We start from the raw sequence: 16,655 nt of genomic DNA on the forward strand, positions 1-16,655 counted from the left end.
ACCACAGGCCCCACACCGCCATCGGAGCAAAACCACCCATCAGCCGGCTAACTAACCTGCCTGGGCAGTACACCTAGATCGCGTGAACGTTTGTGGCAGACTACCCCCTTTCAGGGGGCGTTCCACAAGGGGGAATCGCAAACCCGCGCACCCGCCGGGGGTAGACTCCGAGCAGCGGAGACGGACGGCGACGGATGAACGAGGACGACCACGACGGCAGCCGGATCCCCGGCGGAGACGACCCCGCCGACGATCCGACCAAGGTCACCAACCAGCCCTCCCTCACCACCTCGACGGGCCGCAGCTGGCTGATCCTCGGAGGCATCATGGCCGCGATCGCGGTGGTGCTGCTCTGGTCGCTGCAGCAGGTGAACTCCAGCGGCGTCGCCCTCATCGGCATCGTGGTCATCGTGCTGCTCTACCTGGCCATGGTCGAGATCCGGTTGCTGGTGCGCGGCGGCAGGCTGCGGCTGCTCCTCCTGGCCGTGTGCTTCGGAGCGATCGCGGCCGCAGCACTCGTCGGCGTGCTCGTGATCGGGATGTCGCAGATCCCCGCCTGACGGGACGTGGCACACTGTCGCCCATGCTCCCCTTCCTCGCCGTGCTGCTCGCCGCCGTCTGTTTCGGCACCACGGGCACCGCGCAGGCGTTCGGGCCGGGCGACGCGTCGGCGCTCTCGATCGGCGCCGCGCGCATCCTGATCGGCGGCGCGGTGCTCGCGGGCGTCGCCGCGGTGGTGCGGATGCGCAGACCCACACCATCGGCACCGGCGCCCGATCATCGTTCCGCCTCCCGCCGGGTGCCGAGCTGGCTCCTGCTCGCCATCGGATCCCTCGGGGTGCTCGCCTACCAGCCCGCCTTCTTCCTCGGCACGAGCGCCAACGGCGTCGCCGTCGGTACCGTGGTCTCGCTGGGGTCGGCACCGATCATCACGGGACTGCTCGATTGGGCGCTGCACCGGCGCTTCCCGGGCGCCGTCTGGCTCGTCGCCACCGTCGTCGCCACCGCCGGCGTCGTGCTCATCAGCGGGGTCGTGGGCGACGCGGGCGGGCGGCCCATCGACCTCCCCGGTCTGATGGGTTCGGTCGGGGCGGGTGCCGCCTACGCGGTCTACACCCTGGCCAGCAAGGCGTTGCTGGAGCGCGGCTGGTCGCCCACCACCACCATGGGCTCGGTGTTCGGGCTCGCGGCCGCTCTCAGTGTTCCCGTTCTGCTCAGCACCGATCTGCGCTGGCTCGCCACCCCGGCGGGCGCGACCATGGCGCTCTGGCTCGGCCTCGTCACCACCGCCGCGGCCTACCTCCTGTTCGGCTGGGGGCTCAGCCGGCTGCGGGCCGCCACCGTCTCCACCCTCACCCTGGCCGAACCACTCACGGCGACCCTCCTCGGCACCCTCGTGCTCGGCGAATCGCTGACCGGCATGGCCGTCGCCGGCCTCGTGGTGCTGGCCGCCGGACTCATCATCCTGGCCGTGCCGTGGCGCGGCCGGCGCGCGCGGACGCTCAGCGCCGCTGCGTGACGATGAGGTGGGCGACCAGTGCCGTCCAGCCCGTCTGGTGCGAGGCGCCGAGCCCCTGCCCGGTGTCGCCGTGGTAGTACTCGTAGAAGGCGATGTTGTCGCGCCACCGCGGATCGGCCGAGAGCAAGGGGTACCGCGCATCCGCCGGGCGTGGGGCGTCACCGGTGCGCACGAAGAGCGCGATCAGCCGGCGGGAGAGGTCGTCGGCGACCTCGCCGAGGGTGTGCTGCACGCCCGATCCGGCCGGGTACTCCACCCGGTGGGTCTCGCCGAGACTCGCGTTGTACCCGCGCAGCGACTCGATGATGAGCACGTTGAGCGGAAACCACACCGGCCCGCGCCAGTTCGAGTTGCCGCCGAACAACCCTGAGGTCGACTCCCCCGGCTCGTAGTCGACGACCGCCTCCACCCCGTCGACCTCCACCCGGAACGGATGATCGCGGTGCCAGGCCGAGATGCTGCGGATTCCGTAGGGCGAGAGCATCCGCTCGGTCGCGAGCACACCGCCGAGGATGCGCGTCAGCCGCTCCGGGTCGACGAGTGCCATGAGGCTCGTCACCCGCTCACCGCCGGCGCCATCGGGGTCCACCCGGATGTGCACGTGCTTGCGATACGCGGGATTGCGGTCGAGGAACGCCCGGCCGCGGGCGACGAACTCCTCGAGGTTGCCCATCTGCCCGCGGTCGAAGACGAGGGCGGCGGTCACCGGCACGAGGCCCACCAGGGAGCGCACCTTCATCGGCACCTCGCGCCCGTCGGCGAGGTGCAGCATGTCGTAGTAGAAGGCGTCCTCCTCGTCCCAGAGCCCGGCGTCGTTGGCCGAGGCGGCGATGGTGAGGAAGTGCTCGAAGAACTTGGTGGCCACGTCTTCGTAGGCGCGGTCGTGGATGGTGAGCAGCAGCGCCAGGTCGAGCAGGTGCAGGGCGTAGGTGGCCATCCAGGCGGTGGCGTCGGCCTGCTCGAGCTCACCCACCTCGGGCGGTAGCGTCGAACGGTCGAGCGGGGCGATGTTGTCGAGGCCCATGAAGCCGCCCTCGAACAGGTTGTTGTCGCCGTGGTCCTTATTGTTGGTCCACCAGGTGAAGTTCATCAGCAGCTTGTGGAAGATGCGGCCGAGAAACTGGAAGTCGCGCGACCCGTCGATCTCGAACACGCGGAGCGCGGCCCAGGCCTCGATCGGCGGGTTCACGTCGCCGAAGTCCCACTCGTAGGCCGGCAACTGGCCGTTCGGGTGCATGTACCACTCACGGAGCATCAGGATGAGCTGCGCCTTCGCGTACTCGGGATCGATGTGCGCCATCGTCACGCAGTGGAAGGCCAGGTCCCAGGCCGCGAACCACGGGTACTCCCAGGGGTCGGGCATGAGGATGACGTCGTGGCTCGACAGGTGGCGCCAGTCGCCGTTGCGCACCGCACCCCGCCCGGCCGGTGGGGGCGGCGAGGTCGGGTCGCCGGCGAGCCAGCGGCGCACGTCGAAGTGGTAGAACTGCTTCGACCAGAGCAGGCCTGCGAACGCCTGGCGGGCGACGAGGGTCTCCTGGGCGCCGGCCGCCGCCGGGATCACGGTCGCGTAGAAGGCGTCGGCCTCGGCCTCACGGATGGCGAGCACCGCGTCGAAGTCGGTGAAGGCGAGGGCCGCATCCGGTGCATCCGCCGCCCGCGTCAGTCGCAGACGCAGTTCGCGCTTCTCGCCCGGCGGAACGGTGAGCACCTCGTGGAAAGCCGCCTTCGTGCCGCGCAGGGCCGGGTTCACCGTCTCCGCGCCCGCTATGACGTGGTCGTTGATGCCGTCTTTCGGGTACGGCGTGGAGTTCGGCTCCCCGAAGATGCGCTCGCGGTTGGTCTCGTTCTCGCAGAACAGCGTCTCGGCGCCGGGCGCTGTGCTCCCGTCGAGCCGCAGCACGAGGTCGTCGCCGGTCGGCCGGTCGGCGAGCAGGGTGTGGGCTCCGGATGCGCGGATCACCGGCTTCGCGGGCGGCTCCCGCTCCCAGTCCCAGGTGTTGCGGAACCACAGGCTCGGCAGCACGTGGATGCTCGCGGTCTCCGGCCCCGCGTTCTCCACCGTCACCCGCATCAGCAGGTCGTGCGGGCCCGCCTTGGCGTAGTCGACCGTCACCACCCAGTACCGGTCGTCGTCGAAGACACCGGTGTCGACGAGTTCGAACTCGGTCTCGGTCTTCGGCCGTGCGGCGTTCGCCTGCACGAGTTCGTCGTAGGGGAAGGCGCGCTGCGGGTAGTGGTACCGCCAGCGCTGCCAGGCGTGCGACGGCGTGGCGTCGAGGTGCCACCAGTACTCCTTGGCGTCCTCGCCGTGGTTGCCCTCGGGGCCGGAGAGCCCGAACATCCGCTCTTTCAGGATGGGGTCGACCCCGTTCCAGAGCGCGAGCCCGAGGCACCAGCTCTGTTCGCGGTCGCAGAAGCCGGCCATGCCGTCCTCGTTCCAGCGGTAGGTGCGGGAGCGGGCGTGATCGTGCGGGAAGAAGCGCCAGGCATCGCCCTCGGCGCTGTAGTCCTCACGGACCGTGCCCCACGCCCGTTCGGCGAGATAGGGGCCCCAGTCCCGCCAGCCGCCCGAGTCGGCTTCGGCGATACGGGCGCGCTCGGGGTCGGGACTGTCGGTCATGGTGCGAGTTTAGGGGCCGCGCGGCGCCTCCCGCCGCTACGCCGAGTCCGCCGCGCGGAGCGCGTGCTCCATCGCCACCCAGGGCAGCATCGCGCACTTGATGCGCGTGATGTACCGGGAGACGCCGCCGAGCGCCACCGCGTCGCCGAGCAGCTCCTCGTCGCCCTCGATCGCGCCTTTCGACTGCAGCAGCTCGCGGAAGGCACCGACCCGTTCGGCCACCTGGTCGTCGCTGAGATCGTGCACGAGGTCGCTGAGCAGCGACGCCGAGGCCGTGGAGATGGAGCAGCCCTGGCCCTCCCAGCTGATCGAGGCGACCGTGCCGTCGGCGCCGCGATGCACCTGGAGGGTCACCTCGTCGCCGCAGGTCGGGTTGATCTGGTGCGACGAGCCGTCGTCGGTGGGCTGCAGGCCGTAGCCGTGCTTCTGCTTCGAATGGTCGAGGATGACCGTCTGGTACATGCTCTGCAGCTCGCTGGAGGTCATCACGCCTCCCCGAAGAACACGCGGGCATCCGCCACGGCTTCGACCGCGGCATCCACCTCGGCCGCCGTGTTGTAGAGGTAGGCGCTCGCCCGCGTCGTGGCGGTGACCCCGAAGCGGCGGTGCACCGGCTGGGCGCAGTGGTGACCCACCCGCACCGCGATGCCCCGGTCGTCGAGGAACTGCCCCACGTCGTGCGCGTGGATGCCCGCCACCACGAAGCTCGCGAGCCCCACCCGCTCGGCCTCCGCCGGTGACGGGCCGAGCACCCGGACACCGGGGATCGCCGCGAGACCGTCATACATCCGGCGGCCGAGCTCGGCCTCCCAGCCCGCGATCCGGTCGAGGCCGACCGCCTCGAGGTAGTCGACGGCGGCGGCCAGCGCGATCGCCTGCGACACCCGCTGCGTGCCGGCCTCGAAACGCATCGGCGCGGGGAGGAACTCGGATTCGGTGAGACCGACCGTGGTGATCATCGACCCGCCGGTGAGGAAGGGGGGCAGGGCGTTCAGCAGCTCCGACCGGCCGTAGAGCACCCCGACACCCGTGGGCGCGAGCATCTTGTGCCCCGAGAACACGGCGAAGTCGACGTCGAGCGCCCGCAGGTCGAGCGGCAGGTGCGGTGCCGACTGGCAGGCGTCGAGCAGCACGAGGGCGCCGACGCCGTGGGCGAGCGCCACGAGTTCGGCCACCGGGTTCACGGCGCCAAGGACGTTCGAGACGTGAGCGAAGGCCACGACCCGGGTGCGCTCCCCGATCACCTCGGCGGCGTGATCGAGACGGATGCGGCCCGCGTCGTCGAGCGCGATGTGCCGGAGGGTCGCCCCCGTGCGGAGCGCCAGCTCCTGCCACGGCACGAGGTTGGCGTGGTGCTCGAGCTCGGTGACCACGATCTCGTCGCCCGGGCCGAGCCGGAACCGCTCGGCGGCTTCCCCGCCACGGCCGAGCGACGCGTTCGACATGCCGTACGCGACGAGGTTGACGCCCTCGGTGGCGTTGGAGGTCCAGACGATCTCGTCGTCGGCCGCGCCGACGAAGCGGGCGACGGTGGCGCGGGCATTCTCGAACAGCTCGGTCGCCTCGCCTGCAAGGGTGTGCGCACCGCGGTGCACGGCGGCGTTGCTGAGCTCGTAGTAGGCGCGTTCGACGTCGATCACGCTCTGCGGCTTCTGCGAGGTCGCCCCCGAGTCGAGGTAGACGAGCGGATGCCCGTTCACGGTCCGGCTGAGAATCGGGAAGTCGCCCCGGATGCGCTCGACGGCCGCCTCGTCGAGGGTGGCGATGCCGGCGCCGGCCGCGCTCATGGTGGTGTCCGTCGGGTGGTTGAGATCGATCGTCACAGGTGCCTCGGTCGCGGGGTGTCGGGAGTCGGCGCGGCGCGGGTCGCCGTGCGACCGCATCCGCACCTCTATTGCATCATCTCCAAGCGTGCGACGGGCCCGATCATTCCGATCCGCCTCAGATCAGGCCCACACGGTCGGGCACCTGGAGGTGCAGCTCCCGGAGCCAGCCGGCCGGATCGGGCCACGCGCGGCCTGCGGGAAGGGAGCCGAGCATCCGTTGCACCGCCGCCGTCGTGGCCTCGACCGGGAGCACCCGGGTCGGCGCGATCGCCGCGAGCACGCCGAGCCACCACTGGCTCGCCGCCTCGCCGATGCCGGCGGGGTCGAGCACCAGGTAGTAGTCGGGCAGCACGGCTTCGCCGGCCGCCAATGCGGTCAGCGCCGACTCCACCTCGACCCGCAGCACGCCGATGCTCGACGGGTCGTCGAAGAAGCCGTGCCAGGCCGCCTCGACGGCGCCCAGCGGATCGAGGTCGTGCACGAGGAACGGGCGGCTCGCGGCGCTGACAACCTCCCGCAGCGGCGGGGAGTCCGGCTCGGTGAGGCGGAGCGCCTGCACGTTCGGCAACCGGCCCAGATCGCGCAGGATGCGGTCGGTGACCGCACCCACGACGACGACGATCGTGCTGCCCGGAGATCTCAGCGCTGCCATGCCACTACTCTGCACCCACCGGCCTGCCCCGCGTGCGCGACCGTCCCCTGGCGACCCGGCCGACCTCAGGCGGCCGCGACGTCGTCCGGAAAGGCGACGGGGAACGGTTCGGCGAAGTCGGCGGACCGGCCCACCGCCGCCCACCGCTCGTCCTCGGCGAGCAGGCGCCGGTCCTGGGCGATCGACATCTCCGTCGCGGTCACGCCGAGTGGCAGGTGGAACGGCACGTCGCGACGCTTGGCGATCTGCACCAGGATGCGTGCCGCGCGATCCGGGTCGCCCGCCGGCCCGGCGGTGCTCTGGCGCATCCGGGCGTTCATGGCGCCGACGGTCTGTTCGTAGCCCTCGCCGGGCTCGTGCACGGTCATCGACGAACCCGCCCAGTCGGTGGCGAAACCACTCGGCTCCACCACCAGCACGCGGATGCCGAAGGGCGCCGTCTCCGTCTGCAGCACCCGGCTGAATCCGTCGATCGCGAACTTGGCCGCTTGATAGGAGGCGATGCCCGGCGAGCCGCCCACTCGGCCGCCGACCGAGGAGAACTGCATCACGAGGCCGCCGCCCTGCCCACGGAGCAGCGGGATGGCCGCTTTCGAGACGTTGTAGACACCCCAGAAGTTGGTCTCGAACTGCGCGCGGAAGTCCTCGTCGGGCGTGTGCTCGATGGGTGAGACGTTGGCGTAGCCGGCGTTGTTCACGATGACGTCGAGCCGGCCGAAGCGCTCCACACCCCGGGCCAGCGCTGCGCCGGCCTGGTCGGCGTCGGTGACGTCGAGCGCCACCGGAAGGATGCGATCCCCGTGACGCTCCACCAGGTCGGCGAACTGCTCGGGGCGGCGGGCCGTGGCGACCACCCGGTCGCCGGCCTCGAGCGCGGCGACAGCGAGGGAGCGACCGAAGCCGCGGGAGGAACCGGTGATGAACCATATCTGTTCTGACATGGTCCTAGTACAACACTGTTGCGTTATTAATGCAACACGGTTGCACTAGACTGTGAAGATGGCAGAGAACGCTCCCTCGGGTGGCGAGTTCCAGCGCGCCCGCAGCGCCGAGGCGAAACAGCAGCGGGAGTCGGCGATCCTCGACGCCGCCGTGCAACTGGGCACGACTCAGGGCATCCGGTCGGTCACGCTCACCGACATCGCCGACGCGGTCGGGCTGCACAAGTCGGCGCTGTTGCGCTATTTCGAGACCCGGGAACAGATCTTCCTGCGCCTGACGGCGGCCGGCTGGCGGGAATGGGGGCCGGCCGTGCTGACGGCGCTCGAGGGCGCCCGGACACCGGCCGCCGTGGCTCGGGCGTTCGCGGCGACGCTGGCCGAGCGCCCGCTGTTCTGCGATCTGCTCGCGCAGGCGCCGCTCAACCTCGAACGCAACGTCTCGCTCGAGTCGGTTCGCGCTTTCAAGCTGGTGACCCTCGAGCAGGTGCAGGCGATCGTCGGAGCGCTGCGGCACGCTCTCCCCGCACTCAGCGAAGCCCAGGCGATCGACGCCGTCGCGGCTGCCACGGCGCTTTCCGGGGCGTACTGGCAGATGGCGACTCCGGGCGCCGCCATCGAGGAGTTGTACCGGGCCGACCCGCGGCTCGCCCACGCCGTGGTCGACGTCGAGCCGAGGGTCGAGCGCACGCTGACGGCGATGTTCACGGGATGGACGGCAGGTGTGGCCTAAACACCACTACTACAGGCGCTCTGGTGCCGAGAGCGTCTGGCTGGCGAGCATGAGGTGTGAGTTCTGCGAAGTCCGATGCTGCGCGCGTCCTGGGCGCTCGCATCCGGGATGAGCGGCAGCGCTTCGCAGTGAGCCAGATGGAGCTGGCCGAGCTCGCCGGGCTGCACTTCACGAACCTCGGGCGCATCGAGCGAGGCCAGGCGAACGCCACGCTCGACACGTTGCTGCGGATCGCCGCCGCACTGAACCTCGAACTCTCGACGCTCGTGCACGGCCTCACGGCCGACATGCTCGAGGAGCGGCCGCGCCGTCGGGTCACGGTGCGTGACCTGATCCAGGCGCGGCAGGCCGAAGAGGCACAAGTCCGCGACGGCGGCCGGTAAGGCGGCCGGCGAGGCAAACGAAAAGGGCCCGGTCTGCGACCGAGCCCTTTTCTTGTATTGCCTTCTTCTGTTGCGGGGACAGGATTTGAACCTGCGACCTCTGGGTTATGAGCCCAGCGAGCTACCGAACTGCTCCACCCCGCGGCACGAGAATTTACTCTAGCACGGGTTCGGGCGCCGTGTGTTCACATCGCCGGGAACGTCTCACGGATGCGCTCCACATCGGCCGCGGCAATGCCCGCCTGATCGGCGAATCCGCCCCAGTCGGCGATCGCCTCCACGACCTGGTCGATGACCTCGAAGCGGTGCGGCACCTGAAAGCGATCGGCGACCACGAGCAGGTCGTCGCGGGTGATCTCACCGAAGCTGCCGTTCACCGACATCAGGTGCTGGTAGGTCCACTGCCCCGAGGGGTTGAAGGCGTAGGTCACGTCGTAGGCCGGCGCGAGGCGCCACCCGTTCGCCGTGCGCCCGGGAGCTCCGGGCGGGTCGAGCAAGAACGAGAAGTTCTTCGTGTGATCGTCGCAATTGCGGGCGAGCACGTTGAACACCATGCGCCGGAACGCTTCGGTGCGGGCGTCGTCACCGAGGCCGAGACCGGCGATGGCCTGGAAGTACTGCGCGTAGTCGTGGGTCGCCCGCTGCTTGTAGTCGAGTTCGGCCATGGCGCAGAGGGTCTGCAGATGCACTTTGCCGTGCGCACTGTCGAGCCCCTCATGGCCGGCCACCCGGTCGAAGCGCTTGGTCATGAAATGCGCGCGCCCGTTCTCCTCCAGCAACCGTGAAGGCGACATCTCGATGCCCGCGGCGGTCGCCATCAGGTAGTACGCGTACTCGATGCGTCCGTAACCGGCCGAGCTGCCGAGCTCGGTGTCGCGGCCCACCCCGTCGAGCTTGATCATCCATTGCTCGAACCCGTCCTCGGCCGGCAGCTGGCCGGAGCGCACCTCGCCGGTCGCCGGGTTCCACGCGATGATCGCCTTGGCGCGCGCCCCGCCCGCCGAGGTGCCGACCTGGATGAGCGTGGCGAGCGCCGCGGCCGCCTCACGGTCGCCCTCGATGCGGCCCGACAGTGCTCCGCGTGCCCCCACCACCAGTTCGGAGAGCTCGAGCGCCGTCGGTTTGCGACGCTGCGGACCGCGAGTCGGGCGGAACTCGAGCGCCCCCATTCCGCGCCGCCCGAGGTACGCCAGCCGGTCGAGCGCCGTGATCGACCGCCGCTCGACGCCCTGCGAGGCGAGGTAGGCCGTGACGAGGGCGTTGCCGAAGTCGTCGGGCAGGGCATCCGCCACGAACGGGGGCAGGCGGTGATAGGTGGGTTCAGCCAGTCCGGGGTACACCCGCACACGATCGCCGAGCGGGGTGCTCAGCGGGGAGAGTTCGATACCGCTCTCGATCCAGCTCGGGTCGTACTCAAACGCGAAGTACTCGGTCGCGGGGTCGAGCGCGATCGCGCCGACGAGCCGGTCCCACGCCCGCACCTCGATGACCGACACGGGCGTGTACGCCATCAGCGACCCCCCGACGACGCTGTGGCCGCAGCCCCGCTCCGGTCGTCTCCACCGTCAGCCGGCCGCGACCGACGCGGACGGGACGCGCGCTGGGGTGCGCTCTCGCGCCGCTCCTGGGCGAGCATCCGGAGCGGGCTCACCGCGACCAGCGGCTGCAGCGCGTCCAGCCAGTCCGCTCTGCCGAGGGCGCGCACGACGCGCACCAGGGTCGCCACGCTCGATCCGCGCCCGTTCTCAAGGTTCTTGACGGTGCGCAGGCTCACCCCGGCACGCTCGGCGACCGCCGCCTGATCGAGGTTCTTCGACAGCCGGAGAGCACGGATGCGCTCCCCCAGCCGCTCCTCGGCCTCGGTCACAGTGGCTGAATCGCCGACCGCACTCTCTGGTCTACCCATCGTCATAAAGGGCATTATCCTGCACCTTGAGCGAGAAATCCAGTCGTAAGGGCAATAATTTGCCCTTAGTGCGGGATTGATTCAGCCAGCTGCGGCTGACGCTCCGAGCGTCACTTGTTGGCGGCGGCGATCGCCTGTGCGATCGCATCCTTCAGCCGCTTGTCGGCCTCACCGTAAGCTCCCCAGTCGCCCGCCGCCATAGCCGCATCGCGGTCGGTCAGCGCCTGCTGAGCCGCGGCCAGCGCCGACGCCACCGCAGGGTTGCCGGTCGTGTCGGTGCCCCCGGTGCCGGGGTTCGACTGGTCGGTGCTACCGGTGCCGCCCGTGCCACCGGTATCGGAGGTGCCGCCGGTGTCCGACGTGCCACCGCCCGAACCGTCGGTCGGAGTCACGTCGTTGTCACCGGCCTGCGCGCCTGAGTCGCCGCCGAAGAGGGAGTCGAGGGCGCCGTCGAGCGTGCTCTCGAACGCGATCTTGTTACCGAACGAGACGAGCACCTTCTGCAGCAACGGGAAACTGGTCTCACCGCGCGACTGCACGTAGACCGGCTGCACGTACAGCAGACCGCCACCCACGGGCAGGGTGAGCAGGTTGCCGCTGATGACCTGGCTCTCGCCCTGTCGCAGCAGGTTGAGGGCAGAGCTCACCCCCGGGTCGGAGGAGAAGCTGTTCTGCACCTGGCCGGGGCCCGGGATCGTGTCGTCCTTCGGCAGTGTGAGCAGCCTCAGCTTGCCGTAGTCGCCGGACTTCTCCCCCGAGGTGTCGCCCGCGTTCGCGTCGACCGCCAGGTAACCCGTGAGCACGCTCCGCGAGGATTCGCCCTGCTGCGAGAGCGGGATGAAGGTGGAGTAGAGCGAGTAGGACGGGTTGTCCTGCGTCGGCATCTGCAACGTGAGGTAGTAGGGCGGTTGCAGCGTGGGGTTGGTCGAGGGCGAGGTCGGGTCGTTGGGCGTCGTCCACGCGTCTTCCTGGGAGTAGAACGCCCCCGCATCCGTCACGTGGTACTGGCCGAGGATCGAGCGCTGCACCTTGAAGAGGTCGGCCGGGTACCGCACGTGACTCATCAGATCGCCCGACATGTCGCTGATCGGCTTCACGGTGGCCGGGAAGATCTTCTCCCAGGTCTGCAGCACGGGGTCTTTGTCGTCCCAGGCGTACAGCGTGACCTTGCCGTCGTAGGCGTCGACGGTTGCCTTCACCGAGTTGCGGATGTAGTTGATGTCGTCGACCGGGTACGCGGGCGACGGCGTGTACGTGTCGGCGATGGTCTCGCTGAGCGACTGCACCTTCGAGTACGGGTAGTTGGCCGACGTGGTGTACCCGTCGACGATCCACACGATGCGCCCGTCGACCACCGAGGGGTACGGGTCGGAGTCGATGGTGAGGTACGGCGCCACTTTGGAGACGCGCTGCGCCGGGTCGCGGTCGTAGAGGATCTGCGAGTCGTCGTTCACCGCATCGGACAGGAAAATCTGCTCCGACTGGAACTTCAGCGCGTAGACCAACCGCTTGAAGATGTTGTCGAGCTTCGGTCCGCCGTCACCCTGGAAGGTGGTGTAGGTCTGCGAGGCGCCGTCTTCACCCGAGGGGTAGTCGAGCTCGATCTTCGACGAGCCCTCGGGGCCGCCCACGATCGAGTACGGCGGGGAGTTCTCACCGAAGTACACGCGCGGCTCGAAGTCGCCGAGCGAACCCACCGAAGGGATGCCCGACTCGATGAACACCGGCTGCCCGTCGGCCGAGCGCTGGTTGCCGTAGGCCGCGACCACGCCATAGCCGTGCGTGTAGACCACGGTCTGGTTGTACCAGGTGGCCGACGAGCCCAACTGGTCGATGTTGATGTCGCGCACCGTGACGACCGCATCCTGAACCTGGCCGTCGATGTTGTAGCGGTCGACGTCGAGGTGGTCCGGGAACTGGTAATACTGGCGGAACTGCTGCAGTTGCTGGAACGACTTCGTGACGAGCGCCGGGTCGAGGATGCGGATGTTGGCGGTCGTCGCCGCGTCGTTGCGGAGCGCTCCCGCCTCTGCCGTGGTGGTCGCCTCGTAGGGGGTCTCTTCGACGTCGGAGACGTCGTAGGCGTCACGCGTCATGTCGATGTTGCGCTGGATGTAGTCCTGCTCGAGCGTGCGCTCGGAGGGGTCGACCTGGAACCGCTGCACCACCCACGGCGCCAGGGAACCGAGGATGAGCGCACTCACGATGAGGAGGGCCGTGCCGATGATGGGCAGTCGCCAGCGCCCGATGACCGCGGCCACGATGAAGAGCACGGCCACGATGGCCGCGATTCCGGCGAGGATCTGGAGACCCGGGATGGTGGCGTTGACGTCGGAGTAGGAGGCGCCCGTGATGATTCCCGAACTGTTCGCCAGGGTGGCGAACTGGTCGAGCCAGATGCTCACCGCCTGGAGGAGCAGATAGACGGCGGCGGTCACGGCCATCTGGATGCGCGCGATCTTCGAGATGCGCACCTCCCGCTGGCTGAACCGGATGGCACCGTAGAGATAGCTCGTCGCGATGCCGGCGAGGCCCGCCACGATCACGACGGCCGACGCGAAGCCGACGACCCCGCGCCAGAACGGCAGATCGTACAGGTAGAACGAGATGTCGAGGTTGAACTGCGGATCGGTCTGACCGAACGAGGTGCGGTTCAGGTATTGCAGGGTCAGCTGCCAGCGCGAAGCGGTGGCGACACCGGCGAACAGACCGAGCACCGCCGGCACGCCGAAGGAGGCCAGGCGCCGCAGGGGCTCGATGACCTGCTGGTAGCGGTCGAGCTGCGAATTGAGCTTCGCGTAGACCGGCCGCCATCGGAACGCGATCTCGATGGACGCCCAGACCGGCACCGCCATGGCGAGGAAGCCGATGACGAACATGATGGCGCCGGCCGCCCACTGCGTGGTGAGCACGTTCAGGAAGCCGAGCTGGTCGTACCAGAGGATCTCGGTGTAGAGGGTCGAGAAGACGAAGAAGAGTATGGCCAGCACGACCACGATGGCGATCGCGATCGCGAGCGTGACTCTCGATCGTCGTGCGGGCTTCTCTGCTGTTTGGGAAGTCACGTATGCCTCTGTGCTCGTTGACGGTGCCGTGCTCGTTGACGGCGCCGTGCTCGTCTACGGCGCGTGCTCGTTCACGGATCCGTGGTGCGGTGTCCAACAATCCTAGACAACTGAATCGTAGGGTGGCGTCGCTGAGAACACCCTGGCCGGAATCCGTGGGAAGCCTGGAGCGACCGCCCGAATGTGCAGGAGCGGATGCGAGGCGTCAGGTCGCGGGTCGGGCAGCCGCCAGCACGGCGTCACAACTCTGCAACGCTCCGGTGTCACCGCCGTCGGCGATGGTCTTCAGGGCGGTCATCGAGTCCGACAGCGTCGACACCGCGAACACGGTCAGCCCGTCGGGCACGTGACCGACGACTTCGTCGCAGTTCGTCGCCGGCGCGAGGAACCAGGTGGCCCCGGCGTCCCGCGCACCGAAGAGCTTCTGCCGGATGCCGCCGATCGGGCCCACGGTGCCGGCCGCGTCGATCGTGCCGGTGCCGGCGACGTTCTGCCCACCGTTCAGCTCCCCCGGGGTGAGCATGTCGATGATGCCGAGTGCGAACATCATGCCGGCGCTCGGGCCGCCCACGTCGTTCAGCTGGATCTCGACGTCGAAGGGGAAATCGTAGTCGTAGGCGACGCTGATGCCGAGGGCAGGCGCATCCGTCGTCTCCGACACCGTCGGCGTGATGGCCACCGTCTCCTCGGTGCCGTCGGCGTGGCGCACCTGCACCTGCGCCGGAACCGACGTCCCGTTCGCCGCGAGCGCCGCCCGCAAAGCATCGATGTCGGTGGCGGCCTGCGCGTTCACCGAGAGGATGATGTCGCCGGCCACGAGTGAACCGGCCGCGGCCCCGTCGGGGTCGACCGCGCCGACGGCGACGTTGGTGGTGTACTCGATGCCCTGCTCGGCGAGCGCCGCGGCGATGGCCTCCTGCTGGCTGTCGACCATCAGGGCGGCGTTCTGCTGGTCGCGCTGCTCGGTGGTGATGCTGGGCGGGTAGATGGCGTCGATCGGCACGACGGCCCGGCTGGAGTCGAACCAGGAGGTGAGGATCTCCGCCCAGGACGGGCGCGATTCACGGGTGCCGCGCACCGACACGGTGAGCATGTCGAGCGCGCCGGCGGTCGGATAGGTAGTGGCGCCGTCGATCGAGATGAGCGGCACATCCTTGCCGCCCTGCTCCTGGGTGCCGAGGGTGTTGTACACCGGCCCGGGCTGTTCGATGACGTACGGCGCCGGCAGGAAGCTCATCACGAGACCGAGGACGAGGGCCACGACCAGCACGGTCCAGCCGCGGCGGGCACGGCGCGAGGCGCGAGGACGCTCCTCGGTTTCGAACAGACTCACGGAATCCTCTCGCGCGGGCCGGATGGCCCGGGTGTTCGCCACGGGCGCACGGCGGGGCGCTCAAGCTTATGGGAAAACCCAGCCTGGGCGGCGGGCCACGAGTTAGCGTAGAAACACTAACTGACAGCCCGCATGGAGGTTCTTCTGAGCCGCCCGAGCGGCCCGGCCGCCGTTGCTGTCACCGAGGAAGGACAGATCGTGAGCGACGATCCCCGCGACGAACCCGAGGACGAGTTCCGCGACATGCTGCGGCAGTTCCTGTCCGGGAACTCCGACATCGACCCGTCGAAGCTGGCCAGCGCCGCCGGCCTGCCGTCCGACCCGGCTGCCGTCTCGCAGTTGATGTCGCAGCTGCAGAACGCGATGCAGGCCAGCGCCGACGGTGTGAACTGGGACGCCGCGCGCACCCAGGCGCAGGAGATCGCCGGCAAGTCGAGTCTCAGCATCACCGACCAGACCCGGGCGCAGCTCGACCAGGCGCTGCACATCGCCTCGCTCTGGCTCGACGAGGCCACCGCGTTGTCCGACTCGGCGGTCGCGCCGCGCCTGATGACCCGCGCCGAGTGGGCCACCGCGACGGTGCCGGTCTGGACCCAGCTCGCCGAGCCGGTGGCGGTCAGCATCTCGGATGCGCTGACCGAGGTGCTGCGCGACCAGGCGCCCGAAGAGATGGCGGGCATGCTGGCCGGCGCGAGCCAGCTCATGCGCAACCTCGGCGGCACGCTGTTCGCGATGCAGCTCGGCCAGATCGTCGGCCAGCTCTCCCAGGAGGTGGTGTCGGGCGGCGACGTCGGCATTCCGCTCCTCGAAGAGGGTCAGGCGGCGCTCGTGCCGCAGAACGTGGCGGAATTCGGTGACGGTCTGGACATCCCGATCGAGGAGGTGCAGCTGTACCTGGCGATCCGGGAGCTGGCGCACGCCCGCCTGTTCCGGCACGCGCGGTGGCTGCGGCTGCACGTCATCTCGTCCATCACCGAGTTCGCCAAGGGCATCGCGATCGACACGAGCCGCCTCGAGGAGCTCGCGGAGAGCTTCGATCCGTCGAACCCCGAAGAGTTGCGCAACGCGATGGCGAGCGGTGCCCTCATCCCGCCGAAGACCGAACAGCAGCAGCACGCCCTGGCGCGCCTGGAGACCACGCTGGCGCTGATCGAAGGGTGGGTCGACATCGTCACCGCCAACGCGTCGAGTCGGCTGCCGCGCTGGAACGCCATCGCCGAGACGGTCCGCCGCCGGCGTGCCACGGGTGGTCCGGCCGAGTCGGCGTTCGGCGCCCTGATCGGCCTGGAGCTGCGGCCCCGGCGACTGCGCGACGCCGCGGCGATGTGGCAGGCGGTGACGGATGCGGTCGGCCAGGAACAGCGTGATGCCCTCTGGTCGCATCCCGACCTGGTGCCCACGTCGGCCGACCTCGACGACCCCGCCGCGCTCGTGGCACGGCTGCTCGCCGGCGAACCGGAGCCCGACGAGATGGACCAGGCGCTCGAGGATCTCCTCCGCGAGGAGACCACCAAAGATGGGGATGATCAGCCGCCCGCACCGTGAGTTGTGGATAACCCGATCCTGGGGTGACGGGTCCGGCAGGATGCCTGCATGGTTCTCCGACTCGACCCCGATCATCCGATGGTCTGGCGCACCCCGCACCTGCTGCAATTCGGCATCGAGGCGCCGATCAGC

Annotated in this window: 14 protein-coding genes and 1 tRNA gene; 5 read left to right on the forward strand and 10 right to left on the reverse strand. The window is 69.5% G+C overall.

The annotated features are described in order from the left end of the window. Nucleotides 1-194 precede the first annotated feature (194 nt). Nucleotides 195-560 carry a hypothetical protein gene (locus tag AC3WLB_RS23645; RefSeq protein WP_022898639.1) on the forward strand — a complete coding sequence of 122 codons (366 nt, stop codon included), beginning with the start codon at nucleotides 195-197 and terminating at the stop codon, nucleotides 558-560. Between the two features lie 23 nt (nucleotides 561-583). Continuing rightward, nucleotides 584-1,519: a DMT family transporter gene (locus tag AC3WLB_RS23650; protein ID WP_492510352.1), complete on the forward strand. Its 936-nt coding sequence runs from the start codon at nucleotides 584-586 to the stop codon at nucleotides 1,517-1,519. On the opposite strand, the gene AC3WLB_RS23655 is transcribed toward AC3WLB_RS23650, so the two are convergent. The 5 genes from AC3WLB_RS23655 to AC3WLB_RS23675 all read right to left on the reverse strand — a co-directional run bounded on the left by AC3WLB_RS23655 (nucleotide 1,503) and on the right by AC3WLB_RS23675 (nucleotide 7,561). Then, on the reverse strand, nucleotides 1,503-4,142 hold the full coding sequence (locus AC3WLB_RS23655; protein ID WP_492510354.1) for an MGH1-like glycoside hydrolase domain-containing protein: 2,640 nt from the start codon (nucleotides 4,140-4,142) through the stop codon (nucleotides 1,503-1,505). The two genes, AC3WLB_RS23650 and AC3WLB_RS23655, sit on opposite strands and share 17 nt — an antisense overlap. 36 nt (nucleotides 4,143-4,178) lie before the next feature. Beyond that, on the reverse strand, nucleotides 4,179-4,628 hold the full coding sequence (gene sufU, locus AC3WLB_RS23660; protein ID WP_492510356.1) for a Fe-S cluster assembly sulfur transfer protein SufU: 450 nt from the start codon (nucleotides 4,626-4,628) through the stop codon (nucleotides 4,179-4,181). After that, the gene (locus AC3WLB_RS23665; protein WP_492510382.1) at nucleotides 4,628-5,929 is read right to left on the reverse strand and encodes a SufS family cysteine desulfurase; all 1,302 of its coding nucleotides are present in this window, start codon (nucleotides 5,927-5,929) and stop codon (nucleotides 4,628-4,630) included. The genes sufU and AC3WLB_RS23665 overlap by 1 nt, the downstream gene beginning before the upstream one ends. A gap of 154 nt (nucleotides 5,930-6,083) precedes the next feature. After that, complete coding sequence (locus AC3WLB_RS23670) at nucleotides 6,084-6,620, reverse strand: hypothetical protein (protein ID WP_022897065.1); 537 nt, start codon at nucleotides 6,618-6,620, stop codon at nucleotides 6,084-6,086. Nucleotides 6,621-6,685: 65 nt separating this feature from the next. Continuing rightward, nucleotides 6,686-7,561, reverse strand: coding sequence for an SDR family NAD(P)-dependent oxidoreductase (locus AC3WLB_RS23675; protein ID WP_022897064.1), 876 nt, complete (start codon nucleotides 7,559-7,561; stop codon nucleotides 6,686-6,688). Nucleotides 7,562-7,619: 58 nt separating this feature from the next. On the opposite strand from AC3WLB_RS23675, the gene AC3WLB_RS23680 reads away from it, so the two are divergent. Together AC3WLB_RS23680 and AC3WLB_RS23685 are read left to right on the forward strand one after the other, a co-directional pair. Continuing rightward, nucleotides 7,620-8,291 (forward strand): TetR/AcrR family transcriptional regulator, encoded by a 672-nt coding sequence (locus AC3WLB_RS23680; RefSeq protein ID WP_031283076.1) that lies wholly within the window; start codon nucleotides 7,620-7,622, stop codon nucleotides 8,289-8,291. Nucleotides 8,292-8,347: 56 nt separating this feature from the next. Next, nucleotides 8,348-8,674, forward strand: a complete 327-nt coding sequence (locus AC3WLB_RS23685) for a helix-turn-helix domain-containing protein (protein WP_022897062.1) — start codon at nucleotides 8,348-8,350, stop codon at nucleotides 8,672-8,674. 70 nt (nucleotides 8,675-8,744) lie between these two features. Here AC3WLB_RS23685 and AC3WLB_RS23690 read toward each other — a convergent pair. The 5 genes from AC3WLB_RS23690 to AC3WLB_RS23710 form a co-directional block, all read right to left on the reverse strand. Continuing rightward, nucleotides 8,745-8,818: transfer RNA gene (locus AC3WLB_RS23690), tRNA-Met, on the reverse strand. Nucleotides 8,819-8,859: 41 nt separating this feature from the next. Continuing rightward, nucleotides 8,860-10,185, reverse strand: coding sequence for a type II toxin-antitoxin system HipA family toxin (locus tag AC3WLB_RS23695; RefSeq protein WP_492510360.1), 1,326 nt, complete (start codon nucleotides 10,183-10,185; stop codon nucleotides 8,860-8,862). Further along, nucleotides 10,185-10,541 carry a helix-turn-helix domain-containing protein gene (locus tag AC3WLB_RS23700; RefSeq protein WP_492510362.1) on the reverse strand — a complete coding sequence of 119 codons (357 nt, stop codon included), beginning with the start codon at nucleotides 10,539-10,541 and terminating at the stop codon, nucleotides 10,185-10,187. Before AC3WLB_RS23700 ends, AC3WLB_RS23695 begins: the two co-directional genes overlap by 1 nt. A gap of 149 nt (nucleotides 10,542-10,690) precedes the next feature. After that, nucleotides 10,691-13,645, reverse strand: coding sequence for a UPF0182 family membrane protein (locus tag AC3WLB_RS23705; RefSeq protein ID WP_492510364.1), 2,955 nt, complete (start codon nucleotides 13,643-13,645; stop codon nucleotides 10,691-10,693). A 205-nt stretch (nucleotides 13,646-13,850) separates the two neighbouring features. Then, nucleotides 13,851-14,978 carry a YlbL family protein gene (locus AC3WLB_RS23710; protein ID WP_492510366.1) on the reverse strand — a complete coding sequence of 376 codons (1,128 nt, stop codon included), beginning with the start codon at nucleotides 14,976-14,978 and terminating at the stop codon, nucleotides 13,851-13,853. Nucleotides 14,979-15,176: 198 nt separating this feature from the next. Between AC3WLB_RS23710 and AC3WLB_RS23715 the strand changes: the two genes are divergently transcribed. Further along, nucleotides 15,177-16,523, forward strand: coding sequence for a zinc-dependent metalloprotease (locus AC3WLB_RS23715; protein ID WP_492510368.1), 1,347 nt, complete (start codon nucleotides 15,177-15,179; stop codon nucleotides 16,521-16,523). Nucleotides 16,524-16,655: the final 132 nt, after the last annotated feature.

The sequence above is a fragment of the Herbiconiux sp. FW305-C-125 genome, assembly GCF_058783455.1.